The organism is Planktothrix paucivesiculata PCC 9631, assembly GCF_900009265.2.
In the GTDB taxonomy this organism is placed as follows: domain Bacteria; phylum Cyanobacteriota; class Cyanobacteriia; order Cyanobacteriales; family Microcoleaceae; genus Planktothrix; species Planktothrix paucivesiculata.
The window spans coordinates 1-17,626 of sequence record NZ_LR735021.1; the positions used below are offsets into that span (position 1 = coordinate 1).

At 39.4% G+C, this 17,626-nt stretch carries 14 protein-coding genes and 3 pseudogenes; 10 read left to right on the plus strand and 7 right to left on the minus strand.

The features are described 5' to 3' along the window. Positions 1-255 precede the first annotated feature (255 nt). Positions 256-618, plus strand: a complete 363-nt coding sequence (locus PL9631_RS17525) for a DUF6464 family protein (RefSeq protein ID WP_083622311.1) — start codon at positions 256-258, stop codon at positions 616-618. Positions 619-630: 12 nt separating this feature from the next. Here the strand turns inward: PL9631_RS17525 and PL9631_RS17530 are convergent, their stop codons facing one another. Continuing rightward, positions 631-2,583 (minus strand): ABC transporter ATP-binding protein/permease, encoded by a 1,953-nt coding sequence (locus PL9631_RS17530; protein WP_083622599.1) that lies wholly within the window; start codon positions 2,581-2,583, stop codon positions 631-633. A gap of 399 nt (positions 2,584-2,982) precedes the next feature. Here PL9631_RS17530 and PL9631_RS17535 point away from each other — a divergent pair, with 399 nt between their 5' ends. The 4 genes from PL9631_RS17535 to PL9631_RS17550 all read left to right on the plus strand — a co-directional run bounded on the left by PL9631_RS17535 (position 2,983) and on the right by PL9631_RS17550 (position 5,433). Then, positions 2,983-3,303 (plus strand): 2Fe-2S iron-sulfur cluster-binding protein, encoded by a 321-nt coding sequence (locus PL9631_RS17535; protein ID WP_027248846.1) that lies wholly within the window; start codon positions 2,983-2,985, stop codon positions 3,301-3,303. Positions 3,304-3,538: 235 nt separating this feature from the next. After that, the gene (locus PL9631_RS17540) at positions 3,539-3,727 is read left to right on the plus strand and encodes a hypothetical protein (protein ID WP_083622313.1); all 189 of its coding nucleotides are present in this window, start codon (positions 3,539-3,541) and stop codon (positions 3,725-3,727) included. Between the two features lie 44 nt (positions 3,728-3,771). After that, on the plus strand, positions 3,772-4,824 hold the full coding sequence (locus tag PL9631_RS17545) for a DUF3326 domain-containing protein (RefSeq protein ID WP_083622315.1): 1,053 nt from the start codon (positions 3,772-3,774) through the stop codon (positions 4,822-4,824). Positions 4,825-4,836: 12 nt separating this feature from the next. Then, positions 4,837-5,433, plus strand: coding sequence for a CPBP family intramembrane glutamic endopeptidase (locus PL9631_RS17550; RefSeq protein WP_331281271.1), 597 nt, complete (start codon positions 4,837-4,839; stop codon positions 5,431-5,433). A 182-nt stretch (positions 5,434-5,615) separates the two neighbouring features. Here the strand turns inward: PL9631_RS17550 and PL9631_RS17555 are convergent, their stop codons facing one another. Next, positions 5,616-6,974, minus strand: coding sequence for an NCS2 family permease (locus tag PL9631_RS17555; protein ID WP_083622319.1), 1,359 nt, complete (start codon positions 6,972-6,974; stop codon positions 5,616-5,618). 25 nt (positions 6,975-6,999) lie between these two features. Here PL9631_RS17555 and PL9631_RS17560 point away from each other — a divergent pair, with 25 nt between their 5' ends. Then, entirely contained in the window at positions 7,000-8,109 is a 1,110-nt protein-coding gene (locus PL9631_RS17560; RefSeq protein WP_083622321.1) for an S-(hydroxymethyl)glutathione dehydrogenase/class III alcohol dehydrogenase, read from the plus strand. Between the two features lie 10 nt (positions 8,110-8,119). On the opposite strand, the gene PL9631_RS17565 is transcribed toward PL9631_RS17560, so the two are convergent. From PL9631_RS17565 to PL9631_RS17580, 4 genes are all read right to left on the minus strand, one after another. Beyond that, positions 8,120-8,452: a YnfA family protein gene (locus tag PL9631_RS17565; protein WP_083622322.1), complete on the minus strand. Its 333-nt coding sequence runs from the start codon at positions 8,450-8,452 to the stop codon at positions 8,120-8,122. Between the two features lie 84 nt (positions 8,453-8,536). Further along, on the minus strand, positions 8,537-9,160 hold the full coding sequence (locus PL9631_RS17570) for a ribonuclease III domain-containing protein (RefSeq protein ID WP_083622324.1): 624 nt from the start codon (positions 9,158-9,160) through the stop codon (positions 8,537-8,539). A 424-nt stretch (positions 9,161-9,584) separates the two neighbouring features. After that, entirely contained in the window at positions 9,585-10,646 is a 1,062-nt protein-coding gene (gene fabD / locus PL9631_RS17575; protein ID WP_083622326.1) for an ACP S-malonyltransferase, read from the minus strand. 110 nt (positions 10,647-10,756) lie between these two features. Then, complete coding sequence (locus PL9631_RS17580) at positions 10,757-11,629, minus strand: SAM-dependent methyltransferase (protein ID WP_083622328.1); 873 nt, start codon at positions 11,627-11,629, stop codon at positions 10,757-10,759. A gap of 382 nt (positions 11,630-12,011) precedes the next feature. On the opposite strand from PL9631_RS17580, the pseudogene PL9631_RS26795 reads away from it, so the two are divergent. From PL9631_RS26795 to PL9631_RS17600, 4 genes and pseudogenes are all read left to right on the plus strand, one after another. Then, positions 12,012-12,161: pseudogene (locus tag PL9631_RS26795) on the plus strand (IS701 family transposase); the annotation flags it as partial. Positions 12,162-12,239: 78 nt separating this feature from the next. After that, positions 12,240-13,284: pseudogene (locus PL9631_RS27555) on the plus strand (transposase). Positions 13,285-13,372: 88 nt separating this feature from the next. Next, entirely contained in the window at positions 13,373-14,116 is a 744-nt protein-coding gene (locus tag PL9631_RS17595) for a thioesterase II family protein (RefSeq protein WP_083622330.1), read from the plus strand. Positions 14,117-14,460: 344 nt separating this feature from the next. Next, positions 14,461-16,038: pseudogene (locus PL9631_RS17600) on the plus strand (IS1634 family transposase); the annotation flags it as partial. Positions 16,039-16,597: 559 nt separating this feature from the next. On the opposite strand, the gene PL9631_RS17605 reads toward PL9631_RS17600, so the two are convergent. Next, positions 16,598-17,590, minus strand: a complete 993-nt coding sequence (locus PL9631_RS17605; protein WP_083622333.1) for a class I SAM-dependent methyltransferase — start codon at positions 17,588-17,590, stop codon at positions 16,598-16,600. Positions 17,591-17,626: the final 36 nt, after the last annotated feature.

Consider the following 17,626-nt stretch of genomic DNA (forward strand, 5'->3'; position numbering starts at 1 on the left):
AATGGGTAATACTTCGACTTCGCTCAGTAACAGGGTAATGGGTAATTACGAATTACGAATTACGAATTACGAATGGGTAAGGGGTAATACTTCGACTTCGCTCAGTAACAGGGTAATGGGTAATTACGAATTACGAATTACGAATGGGTAAGGGGTAATACTTCGACTTTGCTCAGTAACAGGGTTTTGGGTTTTGGGCTATTGTGATTAAGTGGGGTATAATCTCAAAACCTGTTGAATTAAATCTAAACCATCATGGAGCCAAATTCACTACTAACGGAATTGATACTAACACAATCTCATCAATCCCTTGGACGTATTTGTTTAGATTGGACACCTCAACCGGGACACGATCTAAATTTCCAGGGTCAAACCTATCGGGTTTTAGAGCGCCGTCATCGCTATCAACTCAAATCTGGTCGTTACCGACTGCATAAAATTTCTTTGTATGTGCAATCGGTAGAACGATCTGAAGATAGAACCCTAATCGATGGACATTGGGTTATAGGAGATGCAAACTGTCGTTTTAATGCCCATTCTGAACTAATACGCTGTGCGGTGAATCCCCTGGGCTCCTGTCAAGATTGTCATTTTTTTGAATCGATTTTAGCCGATTAAAGATTGAACGGCTCAAATCATTTCGGCCCGATATTCTTCGCTAGAAAGCAGACGCCATTTTTGATCTCCCATGAGTTCTAAAACATTATCATGGTAGCGCAATAAACTGATTCGATGCCCAACACTAATATAAGTTGTTCCGGTTTCATGTAGTTTTTTATAAAGTAGTTCTTCATTTTTTAAATCTAAGGCGCTGGTGGCTTCATCTAAAATCGCGTAGCGGGGTTTACTAATTAATAATCGAGCAAAAGCTAACCGTTGCTGTTCTCCGACAGACAGAACATTAGCCCAATCTAATTCCGTATCAAAACCACTAACTCGTTGGGGTAAATCTGCTAAATTTACTAACTGCAATATTTGATGTAATTCCGTTTCACTCACCTCTCGATTACTATTAGGATAGAGTAATTGTTGACGTAAGGTTCCGAGAATCATATAGGGACGTTGGGGTAAAAATAACATCGATGAGAGTTCAGGACGAATTAAGCGCCCGGTTCCCGATGTCCATAACCCGGCAATGGTGCGTAATAAAGAACTTTTTCCTACTCCACTTTGACCCATAATTAATAATCCTTGACCTTCGGGTAAGATTAGAGATAGGTCTTTAACCAGGATTTGTTGATAGTTGGGTGTGTTGACGGTAACGTGTTCTAAGGCTAGGGAATCATCAACTTTTATATCAATTTGTGTCTGACCTTCCTCCATGGATTTAGGAGAGTCTAAAAATTCCGAGAAGGTTGATAAACGATTAATTCCGGCGGCAAAAGCACTTAATATTTCAATCTGACTAACTACAATTGAAAAAGCTCCTAAAACTTGACCAAAGGCAAAACTAGCTTGGGTAATATCCCCATATTTAATCGTTTCAGCAAAATAAATAGGAGCTAAGATCAGTGAAGGAAGAATAATCACAGCATATCCATAGCTTGTGGTAAAATAATCAACATTTCTCTGCCAACCAATTAATAAATTAAAGTTTTCAAAGGCTTTGAAAAATCGTTGTTTTACCTGAGTTGATTCCTGTTCTTCTCCCTGATAAAAGGCAATGGATTCAGCATTATCTCGGACATGAACTAATCCATAACGAAAATCGGCTTCTCGTCTTAATTGATTGAAGTTTAGAGGAATTAAACGCCGTCCAATAAAAACCGTGATGATCGTACCGACAGAAGCGTAAACCAATAGAAATACGGAAAGAGATTTAGAAATAGACCAGAGGATTCCGGTAAAAGAAATTACATCAATAATTGAACTTAGAATAATTAGTAAAAATCTTAAACTCGTAATCGTAAATGCCTTAATATCCTCGGTAATTCGTTGATCTGGGTTATCAATTTTATTTTCTGATTCTATTTTATAAAATGCTCGCTGACTTAAATATTGGTCTAAAAATTTATCCGTTAACCATTTCCGCCAATAGTTTCCCAAGCGATCGCGGGTATAAGAATACATGACAATAATGGGAGTTCCTACTACAAACACACTGGCATAAACATAGAGAAAACGCCAAAAATTATCCTGATTTCTTTCGGCTAAAGCCGTCGTAAAAAAGTTACTCACATAGCTAAGAATTACATTCAATCCACTGACAGATAGGGATATAAATAAAAGCACACTTAAAAATGCCCAAGGTTGCCAACGAGTTTTAATTTGGTTTCTGTACACTAAAAATGTTCCGATGGGAACAATCAACATTAAAATAACGATAATAATATAGCGAGAATAAATAATACTTTCGATCACTTCATACAACCCCGGAGCGATGCTATTAAAGAATTCGGGAAAAACAGATTGACTGATAACAGTAACAATACTCACTAAAACAAAGACAGTCGCCGCCAGAAAAATTAACAATAATAATAATAAACTCAAAAAAACCTTACTACTTCCGGGTTCTAAAGGATAAAAGAAGGGTTGGGCAATTCTTAAAAAGCGTTGCCAAAGTTGAGTATCAAATTTATTCATATTTTCCATCACGTTTAGCACAGGTCTTTTATCCTATCAAAGTTATGTATTCTCTAGGGTTTTCCACAGATTAAATCTGTGAAAAGGGCTAGATTTTTTTGCAAGTAGTTAGAAAATCGGCACAATCGAATGAGGAGATTAACAGCCACGGACGAGAGAAATATAACCCTAGTCACTCTACCATATTAATTTTAAATCTTAGCAGCCACCTCGAAATTTTTACACCCAGACTCAATTTAATTGATTATTCTGACATTTTATAATATATCTTAAGATAGATGACAAAGGTTGATTCAGTTTATCCGATTAATTTGAACATCCTGTACACAACCAGGAAAGCTTAATACTCAGATCGGCTGCACTCAACGATACAATGGTTCAGGGTCTAATAAGAACACGATGTCTCAAACCTATACCGTCGAATTTCACAATCAAGGGAACATCCAAACAGTCGAAGTTCCAGAGGATAAACAAATCCTCCAAGCTGCCTTGGATGCCGGAATTAAGTTGCCCAATTCTTGCAATGCCGGAGTTTGTACCACCTGTGCGGCCAAAATTATAGAAGGCGAAGTTGATCAACGTGAGGGCATGGGATTAAGTCCCGAACTTCAAGCTGAAGGTTATGTCCTGCTTTGTATTGCCTATCCTCGTTCTAATTTGAAATTGATTCCAGGGAAAGAAGACGAAGTTTATGATCGTCAATATCCCCAAACTTCCTAACGAGTGAACAGAGGGGGCAGGGGATGGGGAATTACGAATTACGAATTACGAATTACGAACAGGGGATGGGGAATTACGAATTACGAATTACGAATTACGAACAGGGAATAGGAAGCAGGGGGAGCGTCCTCGCTCGCTGAATATCACCCAAAACCCAAAACCCATTACCCAAAACCCAAAACCCAAAACCCAAAACCCAAAACCCAAAACCCATTACCCATTACCCATTCGTAACATGACAACCCATTTTATTACGGCTGAAATTGATATTCAGGAATCTCCGACGCAGTTAAATCAAGCGATTGAAGCGGAGTTAAAAAAACGGGGAGAACCCCTACGCTGGGCAATTAACCGGGTTGATTCTGAACAACAAAAAGCCCATGTTGAAGCTGTTGTAACGGTTCAAGAAACCTCTAAGGTTTGATGGTTGATAGTTAACTTTTCTTAGGGTGTTTCCCCTGATCTTCTATGCCTCGTCCTTATACGGTTGTTTTAATTATCCCAACGGGAATTGGTGCGGCCATTGGTGGGTATGCGGGGGATGGTTTACCTGTGGCGCGGGCGATCGCTCAAGTTGCGGATACCCTAATTACCCATCCTAACGTTCTCAATGGTGCCCAACTGTATTGGCCGATGGCTAATACCCTCTATGTGGAAGGGTTTGCCCTGGATCAATGGGCCGCCGGACAGTGGGGACTGCAACCTGTGCATCGAAACCGGGTGGGGTTACTCCTCGATCAAGCCATTGAGCCGGAATTGCGCCTCAGACATTTACAAGTGGCGGACGCAGCTAGGGCAACCCTGGGCCTAACTTTAACCGACTATGTGGTGACAGATGCCCCCCTGAACGTGGAATTGAGAACCTCGACTTCCGGGGCTTCCTGGGGAACTATTGGCAACCCAGACAGCCTGCTACGAGCCGCAGAACGCTTAATTAAGGATGCTAAAGCGGAAGCGATCGCCGTGGTAGCCCGTTTTCCTGAACCGGAAAATAGCAGTGTTTTAGAAGCCTATCGTCATGGACAGGGAATTGATCTCTTAGCCGGGGCGGAGGCGGTGATCAGCCATTTAATTGTTCGTACCTTTCAAATTCCGGCAGCCCATGCTCCGGCTCTTTCCCCCCTGGCCCTTGACCCGGAATTATCCCCCCGTTCGGCGGCGGAGGAATTGGGCTATACCTTCCTACCCTGTGTGTTAGTGGGGTTGAGTCGCGCCCCCCAATTCGTCACAACTACTACGGCGGGGACAATTTGGGCCGATCAAGTGGATGCAATTGTGGTTCCGGCTACAGCCTGTGGGGGTTCTGCGGTGCTTAGTTTTGGCCTAACTCCGACTCAAATTATTGCTGTCGGGGAAAATCAAACCCGAATGCAAGTTACCCCAGAACAGTTAGGAATTAAGGCAATACAGGTAAACTCTTATTTAGAGGCTTTAGGGGTTTTAGTGGCGCATAAAGCTGGACTTGATCCTAACTCCCTGCGTCCGAATATATTATCCTTGAATCAACTTAAATCCTATTAATTTTTAACTAGCGTGGTAGAACAAAAAACACCTAACAATTTTGACCTCGAATCTTTAAGCCGGACTCAGGTTTTGATAGCCATGGGGGGGACGGCGATTGTATTATTAGCGATCGCGAAAGCTTGGTTATATTTGAGTCATGTTACTCTTTTACCTATTAACTTAACCTGGGTTAGTTTGGGGTTGGGTTTAGGTGTGGGATTAATGATTACAATGGCTAGTTTTGTCATGTATAGAATCTGGCCTGCCTATAGTAGCAGTGCAGATACCTATTTAAAATTAGTCTTAACTCCTTTATTATGGCCGGATTTAATTTGGTTAGGCTTATTACCCGGACTGAGTGAGGAATTATTATTTAGAGGAGTAATGTTATCGGATTTGGGATTAGGAACTCTGGCTTTAGTGGTTTCTAGCATAGCCTTTGGGGTTCTACATTTTAGCGGTTCTCAACAATGGCCCTATGTAATTTGGGCAATTGTTGTGGGGTTTATTTTAGGGTATAGTGCGATCGCCACGGGTAATTTATTAGTTCCGATTATAGCTCATATTTTTACTAATTTTATGTCTGGTTGTTTATGGAAATTAAACTATTTTGGGGGTAAATTATAGTAGGGAGGGAACAGGGAACAGGGAACAGGGAATGGGGAATAGGGAATAGGTAATAGGGAATAGGTAATAGGGAATAGGTAATGGGTAATGGGTAATGGGTAATACTTCGACTTCGCTCAGTAACAGGGTAATGGGTAATGGGTAATAGTAAGTAAAATCAACTTACTGCCCACCAGCTATTATTATTTACCCACAAAAACAAACTTTAAAACAAAAATAACTGCTAAAATCCACATTGCAATATTGGTTTCATGAAACTTACCCTGACAGGATTTAATCAGAGGATAAGTAATTAAACCAACGGCTAGACCATCGGCGATGGAATAACTTAAGGGCATGATAAAAATAGTTAAAAATGCCGGAATAGATTCGGCGGGGTCATCCCAGCGAATATATTTAACACTTCCCATCATTAATACCCCCACAATAATTAAAGCCGGGGCGGTGGCAAAACTGGGAATAGCTGATAATAGGGGAATAAAAAATATCGAAATTGTGAATAATATTGCCACAATTACAGCTGTAAATCCACTTCTTCCCCCCTCGGAAATTCCCGATGCGGATTCAATATAAGTAGTTACCGTTGAAGTGCCAAAAATTGCCCCGGTTGTAGTTCCCACGGCATCAGCCATAAATGCTTCTGTAACCCTAGGAAATTCCCCCTGTTGATTAATATAACCCGCTTTCATTCCTAACCCCGTGAGAGTGCCTACGGTGTCAAATAAATCCACAAAGAAAAATACAAAGGTAATTGTAAATATCTGAAAAAAATTAACTTCTAAAACTTGTTTTAACCCAATAATTCCCTGACCGAATAAATCCACAGGTAATTGAGGCAAACCGATAATTCCTTGGGGCCAAGGAGCAATTCCTAGAATCCATCCTAACCCGGCTGTGGCTAAAATTCCTAATAATAACGCCCCGGTAACTCGACGGACAATTAAAGCAGAAGTAATCAAAATTCCGGCAATTGTAATTAATACAATCGGATCATTTAAGTTTCCTAATGTGGTGGTGGTCACTGCATCGGTTACAATAATTTTTGCACCCGTTAAGGCAATATAGGCAATAAACAAACCAATTCCGGCGGCGACGGCGTGTTTAATTCCTTCAGGAATAGCGGTAATAATTTTAGTTCTAAATTGACTCAGGGTTAGGGCGATAAAAATTAAGCCTTCAATTAAAATAGCAGCTAACGCCACCCGCCAAGGAATGCCTAATTTTAACACCACTGAAAAGGCAAAATAAGCGTTTAATCCCATTCCTGGGGCTAAAGCAAAGGGATATTTAGCATATAATCCCATGACTAATGTTGCTAAGGCGGAAGCCAGGGCGGTTGCTATAGCTAATTCTCCAAATAAATCCCCCGATGTTTGTAGAAAAATAGCATTGGATAAAATAGCAGGATTGACAATTAAAATATAAGCCATGGTCATAAAAGTTGTGACCCCGGCTATAATTTCAATCCTAAAATTGGTCTGAAGTTCTCGAAAGTTGAAAAAACGGGCAACTGATTCTAAAGTGGAAGAATTAGAGTTCATATTATCCCCGAATCAAAAATAAATTATGGATATTAAAGCTGCTGTTGCATGGGAAGCTGGAAAACCTTTAACCCTGGAAACCGTTCAACTTGAAGGCCCAAAAGAGGGAGAAGTTCTTGTTGAAATTAAGGCGACAGGGATTTGTCATACCGACGCCTATACCCTTTCCGGCGCCGACCCGGAAGGATTATTTCCAGCTATTTTAGGTCATGAAGGTGCCGGAATTGTAGTTGAAGTTGGTTCCGGGGTAAAAAGTCTTAAACCCGGAGATCATGTTATTCCCTTGTATATTCCAGAATGTCGTCAATGTCAATATTGTTTAAGTTTTAAGACAAATTTATGTCAGGCGATTCGCGGGACTCAGGGCAAAGGTTTAATGCCCGATGGTAGTAGTCGTTTTTCTAAAAATGGTCGGATGATTCATCATTATATGGGAACTTCTACCTTTTCAAATTATACGGTTTTACCCGAAATTGCCTTAGCAAAAATTAGAGAAGATGCTCCGTTTGAGAAGGTTTGTTATATAGGTTGTGGGGTGACAACGGGAATAGGTGCGGTGATTAATACGGCTAAAGTGGAACCCGGATCAAATGTGGTGGTTTTTGGCTTAGGAGGCATTGGATTAAATGTGATTCAAGGGGCAAAAATGGTGGGGGCAAATAAAATTATTGGGGTGGATTTGAATTCTGATAAAAAAGCCATTGCTGAGAAATTTGGCATGACCCATTTTGTGAATCCGAAAGAAATTGAAGGGGATTTAGTATCCTATTTAGTGGAATTAACTGACGGTGGCGCGGATTATAGTTTTGAATGTATTGGGAATGTTAAAGTTATGCGTCAAGCCCTAGAATGTTGTCATAAAGGTTGGGGAGTTAGTGTGATTATTGGGGTAGCTGGGGCGGGGGAAGAAATTAGTACCCGTCCCTTTCAATTGGTGACCGGAAGGGTTTGGAAAGGTACGGCTTTTGGTGGGGCAAAAAGTCGGACGGATGTGCCTAAAATTGTGGATTGGTATATGGATGGGAAAATTAATATTGATGATTTAATTACCCATGTCATGCCGATTGAAAAAATTAATGAAGCCTTTGATTTGATGCACAAAGGAGAATCAATTCGGACGGTGGTAACGTTTTAATAGGACAGGATCAAAAAGTATTTCGATGGGGAGCAAATAGAATCACAATTGTACCCACCAGACAAATTATTGCCCCCAGTAAGTCCCATCGGTCAGGTTTTACGCCTTCAACTATCCATAGCCAAAAGATAGATGAAAGGATATAAATTCCACCATAAGCTGCATAGGTTCTGCCCGCATAGGAAGCATCAACCCTAGTCAAAGCTGAGGCGAAAATAATCAGTGCTATTACGCCGGGAATCAGCCAGAGGATGCTTTTTCCCAAGCGTAGCCATGCCCAAAAAGTATAGCAGCCAGAGATCTCTCCCAAAGCTGCTACTAAAAAGAAAACAAGTGATTGCATTCAACTTTCAAAAATTTTTATTCTTCTCAAGTGTACTCACAATTGGAAGTACAAACGATAGGTTGATATTCTGGGTTTGATATTTTAGGAGCAGAAAATACAGGTTGATTTTGAGGTCGATTTTTGAGAGGGACAGGTTAAATGATTGGAACCAAACCAAGGATAAAAATTAGCATCCCAATCCGCCTTGGGCACAAATTCAATAAACAAATCCATCATAATTTGATTGACAACCTGAGCGATAAATTGATTAGCTAACCAATTATAAGTTTTCTCAAAATCTCGATCCGACTCTAAATAAACTGCACCCACTAAGGCTTCAAACATTTCTGATAATATTTTTTGTTGTTCAAAATCTGGTTTTAAAGGATAGTTTTTTCCTAAATCACCCCCTTGATCGATCTTGATTTTTAACGCTAATTTTGCTAAGATGATCGGACTGACTAAATCACTTTTTAAAAGTGTCCGAGTTGCCTCGCCTAAATGGGAACAGTGCAGATATAAATAATCACTCACCATCTGGCTAAACAAGTTAGAACCTAAATGAGTAATACCCCAATATTCCAAGGTTCGGAGTTTCCTTTCCTTGGGAGTTAAATCTAGGTTTTGTGCAATCGCATCGGGATGAGTTAAGGCAATTTCTAATAACTCTTGATGAGTAAAAGAATGAATTCCTATTTGGGTTTTGATTAAATTTGGATTAATCATGATTTAAAAAGATTTTAAGGTTTAATTAAAAGGGTAGTCGCCGAGATACGTGCAAAATGGGACACTTTGTAAACAAATATTGCAAAATGTCTTTTAATGATTTAAAAACTTGCCCAAAAATGGTACTGAAACATTCTAGTTTTTGGATACTTAAATCCACTGTTAACACTATTCAGTCTTTCAAACTTGCCCATTTATGACCTTTTTAGGGGATGTTTTACAAAAGAGGACACGCGGAATCCAGTGTTGAAACAACGTAAAATCGTGGATTTTAAACATTAACGTTACAAAACTTTACAACGTGTCCCATTTTGCAGGTATCTCGGTGGCTACCCTAATAGTACAAACATATTATTGACAGGGAAGCATCAATAAGGATCACAATCACTGATTGTATGTCATATCTACAGAATGAGGGATTAAATTAAGCTGGAGTTACCTCGTCAATGGCAAAATAACCATTATATCCTTTCATATAAATAGCTGCTCGATGCCCAAACAGAACCATAGCTTCTGTTCTAGTTTCCAGTTGACCTTCATATCCTTTTACATAAACCTTTGAACCAATCATGTGGGTAGAATTCCACCGATCTACCTTTTCCTGAACACTCCAACTATCAGAAGTTTTTTTGATTTCAATCGGTTTTTCCTTAGATTTAATATAAGTTATAAACTTGGTCAAAACGGCTCCAACTCCGATTTCCTCAAACTCTACATCACCCTGAGCCAAGAGGTAACGTATGCTTTCTGTCCATTTAATTGAATGGGTGATCTGTTTAGCCAGATTTTCAGCAATTTCGCTATGGATGTATGGTTGTGCAGTGACATTGGAAATTACTGGGATTTGGGGTTTGGCAAAGGTAAAACCTTTGATAAACTTTTCAAACTGGACTTTTGCAGACTCCATATAACGCGAGTGAAAAGCACCACTTGTATTTAAAATAATGTATTTTGTACCTGCCTCTTGAAAACAGTCACTAGCTCTAGCGATATCTTCTTTTAAACCGGAAATAACTACTTGCTCTGGAGAATTGAAGCTAGCTATATCAATATCAAAACTGAATTTTCTCAGAAGTTTTTCAACTTGCTCTTCAGTAGCACCGATGACAGCTGCCATAGCTCCTTCAGGAGCTTGGCTCATTAGTATACCTCTTTGTTGAACCAGCTTTAGTCCATCTTCAAAAGTAATCGCGCCTGAAGCTTCTAAAGCGTTGTATTCCCCCAAGCTGTGTCCGATCAAAAAGTCGGGCTTTTTACCAATCTCCTCAATTTTGCTCCGGTAGGAGAGGGCATTCACAACATAGAGAGCAGGTTGGGTGAATTGAGTTTGATTCAACTCTTGTTGCGGATCGTTTAAACAAAGATTTTCAATTGAGTATCCTAAAATTGAATCAGCTTTTTGCGTCAAATTGGGAAATTTGCTAAAGAGATTCTTTCCCATACCCTTGATTTGAGAACCTTGTCCTGGAAACATATAGGTGATCATTGCTATACTTCTCCTATTTCTTGAGGTACGATTTGTTGAAGAAGCCTAAAAGTTGAAATGAGATGTCAACTGAACTGTATGGGAAGTTATACAGAGTCCTAAACCAGTATTTATGCTCGTTTTTGAGCGGCCACAAGCACATACCCAAGGTTATCACACATATCTTGGAGCATTTGAATCCAATAGTCGATCGCTTCACTCTCGATATATTCCCTACCACGCTTATTTTGGTACGATCGCAGCCAATCTTGCATTTGTGCGCTATTGAGATATTTCAAGAAATCGGACTCATGCTGTTGGCAAGCAATCTTCATATTGGATACAAGAGGAGTAATCACGAATTCGGTCACGTCGTCAATTTCAATCAAGTCAAAACCAGCTGCATCAAGCAGTTCTGGATAGTCTTCTTTGGGGATAATAAATGAATGAGTCTCTTCCTCGCAAAGTACCCTATATTCTTCGCTCATGGTGGGTCGCGCTGGAAGGTCTGAAATCACCAAGGTTGCTCCCGGTTTCAAGATTCGAGAAGCTTCTTGCAGGGCTTTGCGGTGTCCCATATGAAAAATCGATTCAAAGAACCAACCACCATCATAGGTTGCGTCCTCGCAGGGCGTTGCCAAGGCATCACCTAGTATGAAGTTTGTCTGTTCAGATAGACCTGCTTTTGCTGCTAGTTCCTGTGCCTTTTCATGCTGGGACTGACTAATCGTAATTCCATCTACAAAACATCCTGTGGCTTGTGCCAGCTGTATCGCTGGCATACCAACCCCGCATCCCAGATCGCAGAAGCGTTGTCCTGGCTGAATGGTCACTTTGTCAATCATAATCTGAGTGAGACGATCTGCGGCTTCAGTAATACTTGCATTTGGATTTATCTCATCCCAATAGCCCAAATGATACTGATCGAGAAGGATAGCTGTCTCTCCTTGATCTTCGATGGAATCGTACATCTGTGCTACTTTTTCTGGTTGATAGTTGCTCATCGTTCTCCTAAATTAATCTATGGTGACGCAACAACGGCATATTTAAATTCCCTTACAACATTAAATCATGTCAATGCTACTCAATTGTTTTAATTTTGCTTTCCAGGTGCTGGAGATCTTACGCTACAACCCTATTGCTCAAAAAGTACATGATATCGGTATTTTGGGGGATTGTATCCCCCAAATGAACAGATGGTAAGCCTTCTAAAAATCTTTACGGTCTACTGACTCTGGGAGAATCGAATCGCCCAAACAGTTACGAAGCTAGGACTTACGCATTGACAAAATAGCTCGATTGTGCGTATCGGGAACAGAGGTGAGTTCAGTTCCCAAAACAAATAGAATTGAGTAAAATTGCTTAAGCTATCAGGGGAGAAAAAATATTAGAACTAGAACTAAGCCATCTACTGCACTGTGCAACCTGGAAAAGTACACATATTTTCTCTTAGCTGAGTCTAAATATTCAGGTTGCTGTCGGCTCTCCGAAATTTTAGATGAATTATCTCACGATAGCATTAACCGTTTTTTGTTAACGGGACTTAAACAAAAAACACGAGCTAAATAAGTTATAATGTTTGTAGAGCAAGCATACAACATTCAAAAATGAGCGATGAAAGAGACCACCCCCGCCGCCATGCCCCCCTGCTTTGACCGATGGTGTAAAAGATTTGACGATATATTTGGTCATCAAGCCCAAAAACGGGAATTTAGGAACTATTTAGGAGGATTATTGGGAGAAAGTGAGCGAAAAAACCTGTCGCAAATGGCAAATAACGCCGTAGGAGTAACTTACCACCGATTACACCACTTTTTGACCGAAGCTCCCTGGTCAGCAATGAAACTGAATCAGCGTCGCCTGGAGGTGATGAATCAGTGTAAGCAAACCCAGATTAGTCGGGGATTTGCCCTAATTATTGATGATTCAGGACATCGAAAAAGCGGGAACTTTACCGAGGGAGTGGGACGGCAATACATCGGAGAAATCGGAAAANCAAATCGTTGCCCCAGGGAGCTTTTAGTGAAATTCAACTCCAACTAGAAAAACCCAAAACTGTGTGGATAGCAACAAGAGAAATTGAATTATCAAAGTATGCCGGGAAGAAAGTAATAGCCATCGTCATGAATGCTGCCACTTTCGACCAAGCCAGTGATATTGATTATTTAATGACTAATGTTGAGGCATCAAAAGCCACAGGAGAATGGATAGTAACGACCTATTCACAAAGAAATTGGATAGAAGTTTTTTACAGGGAAGCAAAGGGNGAAGGAGTAACAGCAGAGCAACTAAATGATGACCGAATAGGGAGAGCATTAGATAAATATTATCAAGCGGGAACAACAAAGCTATTCACAGCAATAGCCCTAAAAGCCGCCCAAAAATTCCAAGTAGAAAAGGAGAGTGTACACCTAGACAGCAGTTCGATATCAGTAGAGGGAGAATACAAAAGTAAAGAAGAAGAAAATCAGGAAATAGAAGAAGAAATGAAAGCCATAAAANATTAAGACGTCGATGGGCGAACAAACCTTTAAACACATTTGCTGATGCCCTTGAAGCCTTCCGCACAGCGATTTCCTTTCGATTTGTGGAGTGGCTCCAGGATAATAGGGATGTATTTGCAGCCTACAAAGCAAGTTTAGGCTTGATTTGGGCTTGATTTTTGTTTAAGTCCCATAGATAACTTCATGTCGCACGCCCCTGGTGACAGCTTCGCTATATCTACCCCAATTTACGATATAAAACTTATGACATCTAGTTGGATTATTAAGTATTATCCAAATCCTCAAGCATCTTTACGCCTTTTTTGCTTTCCTTATGCAGGTGCAGGTGCTTCTATTTTTCGCAGTTGGTCTACTTATTTACCTCCAGATATTGAAGCTTGCGGCATCCAACTTCCAGGGCGAGAAAACCGATATAAAGAAAAGAAATTTACTAATATATTTTCTTTAATTGACGCTCTTACAACAGCACTTTTACCTAATCTAGATCGCCCTTTTATGTTTTTTGGTCATAGTGTTGGCGCATTGCTTAGTTTTGCAGTGGCGCGTCAACTTCGCAGACTACGATATCCTACTCCATTACACCTATTTATTTCTAGTTATTCCGCTCCACAACTTCCTAATTTAGATTTACCGATCGCTAAACTTTCCGATACCGATCTTTTAGAAGAAATACGCCTTTACAATGGTACACCAAGTAACATTTTAGAAAATCAAGAATTTATAAACTTCTACTTACCGATTATGCGGGCAGATTTAACATTAAAGGAAAGTTATGTTTACCTACCTGAACCCCCTCTTAATTGTCCGATTTCTGTATTTGGAGGCATAAACGATCCTAAAATTAGCCGAGATTCTCTAGCTAGTTGGCAAGAGCAAACCAGTAAAAAATTTAACCTACAAATGTTTTCTGGAGATCATTTTTACTTAAAAACTCAACAAGAGTCTTTGCTGAAAGCGATCGTTCTTGATTTAACCAAACACAGTTAACCTTAAAGCCCACATTCCGCAGATAGGGGTCAAATTTTCCACTATAGCGCCCGCCAAGGCGGTTAGGACGCAAGACGCAGTACATTCTCAATTGCCTCTCGCAAGGAATCAAAGTGAGTTAATTCCCACATTCCGCAGATATTTAAGCCAATTGAATTTCCAATTAAATTGGAATAAATAAAAGCCCAAATTTAGACCATTTAGGAATAGTAGCAGGCGTAATATAGCAATCTTAAATGATTTGCGATCAGAATATAGAACCCCACCCTAGCCCTCCCCTTACTAAGGGGAGGGTTGGGAGGGGTCGAGATAGATGGAAATATTACAACTGATTTAGGATTGCTATAGATGAGATGGAATTAGTAGAAGAAGTCAATAAAAAAGTCGGATTAAAAGCAAAAGAAGCCGTAAGCCCAGGACAGGTAATGAAAGCAATGATTTTGAATGGATTAGGATTTTTGAGCGCGCCATTGTACCTATTCGATAACTTTTTTATAGGGAAGGCAACAGAACATTTAATAGGAGAAGGAGTAACAGCAGAGCAACTAAATGATGACCGAATAGGGAGAGCATTAGATAAATATTATCAAGCGGGAACAACAAAGCTATTCACAGCAATAGCCCTAAAAGCCGCCCAAAAATTCCAAGTAGAAAAGGAGAGTGTACACCTAGACAGCAGTTCGATATCAGTAGAGGGAGAATACAAAAGTAAAGAAGAAGAAAATCAGGAAATAGAAGAAGAAATGAAAGCCATAAAAATAGTGCATGGATACTCAAGAGATAAAAGACCAGATCTGAAACAATTTATAATAGATATGGTAGTAAGTGAAGATGGAGATGTGCCATTATATCTAAAAATAGATGACGGAAACGCCGATGATAAAAGCGTATTTGTAGAAAGACTAAAAGAATTTAAAAAGCAATGGACATTTGAAGGAATATGTGTAGCAGACAGTGCGTTATACACAGCAGAGAATATAGCAGCAATGGCAGGAATGAAATGGATAACAAGAGTGCCATTAAGTATAAAAGAAGCACAAAATAAGATAGTGGAGATAGAAGAGGAAGAATGGGAAGAAAGCCAAATAATAGGATATAGAATAGCAACGAAATCAAGTGAGTACGCGAATATAAAACAAAGATGGCTAGTGGTAGAAAGTGAAGCCCGGAAGCAATCGGCTATCAAAAAAATATCAGAGCAAGTAGAAAAACAGTTAGAAAACGCCAAAGCATCGCTGCGTAAGCTATCGAAACAAGAGTATGCCTGCATAGCAGATGCAGAGATAGGGATAAAAATATTATCAGAATCGTGGAAATATCACCAAATAAAAGAAATAAAATGCACAGAAAAAGCCAGTAAAAAAAGCCAAAGTAAACCCAAAAAAGCCAAGAAAGAAAAGACAATAGTTTATCAAGTTACAGGGGAGATAGAACCTAGAGAATCAGTGATAGAAGCGGAAAAAATCAAAGCCGGAAGATTTATATTAGCGACAAATATATTAGACAAGAAAGAGGTGAGTAATGAAAAGCTATTAGCGGAATATAAAGCGCAGCAAAGTAACGAGAGAGGATTTAGATTTTTAAAAGATCCGTTATTTTTCACAGCGAGTGTATTCGTGAAAAAACCAGAGAGAGTAGAAGTAATAGCGATGATAATGGGATTGTGTTTGTTAGTGTATAACCTAGCCCAAAGAAAATTGAGAAAACAACTAGAAACAGCCCAAGAAGGGGTGAGAAATCAGGTCAAAAAATTAACGAATAAACCGACGATGCGGTGGATATTTCAAATGTTCCAAGCAGTGCATTTAGTCAGGATAAATGGAGAGAAACAAGTGAGTAACTTAACCCAAGAGCGTCAAGAAATATTGCAGCATTTAGGGAAATCTTGCTGTGAATACTATTTAATGATTTCCGGGGGATAAAGATTGAGAGAAAGGGGAAAATAGTTGTAAACAAATCTAAGTTATGAGTCAAGATGAGAACTCTTGGCTGGAACGAACTTGGTTATAAAATACAAATATGTTAAAAAAAGAGGATTCTATTTCTATGAAAAAATAGCAATTATTTGTGTTTAGTTAAAAAGCGGTAAATTAGCTATACAATCTGATAGTAAAGCCTCGGAAGTTCAACGAAGAACTGTAAGGATTTTCAATTTTTTAGAATTAGTGGAAAATTTAGCCCACATCTGCGGAATGTGGGTCTAATTATTATTCTACATTAAAAATAGCCCAAATCATTACATGGCAACTATTTGGGCTTTTATTTATTCCAATTTAATTGGAAATTCAATTGGCTTAAATATCTGCGGAATGTGGGTGTTAATTCATTAACTCGAAGAAAACTTATTTATCACTCTTACTTGGGGTAAACTCTGTGCTAATTCATCTATTCTAATTGTTTGTTTGTTGGGTTTTACCCCACCTAGCTCTCATTCCCAACCCAAGAGAGCTTTAGCCCTCTTGTCACACCATGAGATAACCCTTATTCAGCAGCTTTACTAGCTCCCTTATCGACCTCTGGAGGTTTTTCTGCTGAAAACAAAACATAATCATCAAACCCCATAAACCAACCCCAATTTTTCAACCAATCCTCAATTCCTGGATTATTTTTCTGAAGATCAATGACTATTTCATCATGGTTACTAATTCCTCGGCCTACATTATGGTCACTAACTTTTATACCTACTTGGGCAAAATAATATACCCACGCAGACCAAACATATTCGCTAATTGATATAGCTTGAATATTAACAAATCCACAGCTTTTTAGTTTTTCTACATAAGCATTTCGATCATATAAATTTGCAATAGGAATGAACATTTTTTTACTATTAACCCTCAGCCAAAAGTCAATCTTTCGTCCTACACTAGGCAAACAATCTGCTACGGCAAGCACTCCACCAGGTTGCAAAACTCGAAAGGCTTCAGCAAAAAAATCTTCACGAGTATTAAAATAAAAAGCACATTCTAAGGCGGTAACTTTATCAAAATAATTTTCTTCAAAAGGTATTTTTGTAGCTGAACCTACCTGAAGATGTATTCTTTCAGATAGCCCCGCTTTAGCTACTCTTTCTTGAGCAATTTCTACTTGTAACTCTGTCAGATTAAGACCAATAATTGAGTCAACATTGTTTTCCCGCACCCAAAGTAAATCTTGTTCAGCAAAACCGAAGCCCACATCTAAAACTTGGTCACCAGCACTAAGTTTTGCAATTTCTCCTAATTTACGAGCTAAAGCAGCGCAGGCTCTATTATAAGTAGTTTCTTCTTTCCAATAGCCAAAATTGAGCCATCGGGGAATATTGGGATCATGAAGATTAAAATCTTCTTGGGCTGCATATGTATAATTATCAGTTACGTCTATTTTGCCTCGCAAATACATAATTTCCTTAACTGGATAGAGAATAAATTCTCTGATCGTTATCCAGCGATTGCGCCATTCATCCCTCAAGGAAATTTTGCTAATCTTTTCCACATTAATACCCTCATACTAGTCACGGTTCACACGTTT

Bases quoted from the DNA above. Each gene is read 5' to 3' on its own strand.
- PL9631_RS17525 (WP_083622311.1), top strand. From the start codon at position 256: ATGGAGCCAAATTCACTACTAACGGAATTGATACTAACACAATCTCAT.
- PL9631_RS17530 (WP_083622599.1), bottom strand. From the start codon at position 2,583: ATGAATAAATTTGATACTCAACTTTGGCAACGCTTTTTAAGAATTGCC.
- PL9631_RS17535 (WP_027248846.1), top strand. From the start codon at position 2,983: ATGTCTCAAACCTATACCGTCGAATTTCACAATCAAGGGAACATCCAA.
- PL9631_RS17540 (WP_083622313.1), top strand. From the start codon at position 3,539: ATGACAACCCATTTTATTACGGCTGAAATTGATATTCAGGAATCTCCG.
- PL9631_RS17545 (WP_083622315.1), top strand. From the start codon at position 3,772: ATGCCTCGTCCTTATACGGTTGTTTTAATTATCCCAACGGGAATTGGT.
- PL9631_RS17555 (WP_083622319.1), bottom strand. From the start codon at position 6,974: ATGAACTCTAATTCTTCCACTTTAGAATCAGTTGCCCGTTTTTTCAAC.
- PL9631_RS17560 (WP_083622321.1), top strand. From the start codon at position 7,000: ATGGATATTAAAGCTGCTGTTGCATGGGAAGCTGGAAAACCTTTAACC.
- PL9631_RS17565 (WP_083622322.1), bottom strand. From the start codon at position 8,452: ATGCAATCACTTGTTTTCTTTTTAGTAGCAGCTTTGGGAGAGATCTCT.
- PL9631_RS17570 (WP_083622324.1), bottom strand. From the start codon at position 9,160: ATGATTAATCCAAATTTAATCAAAACCCAAATAGGAATTCATTCTTTT.
- fabD (WP_083622326.1), bottom strand. From the start codon at position 10,646: ATGATCACCTATATGTTTCCAGGACAAGGTTCTCAAATCAAGGGTATG.
- PL9631_RS17580 (WP_083622328.1), bottom strand. From the start codon at position 11,629: ATGAGCAACTATCAACCAGAAAAAGTAGCACAGATGTACGATTCCATC.
- PL9631_RS17595 (WP_083622330.1), top strand. From the start codon at position 13,373: ATGACATCTAGTTGGATTATTAAGTATTATCCAAATCCTCAAGCATCT.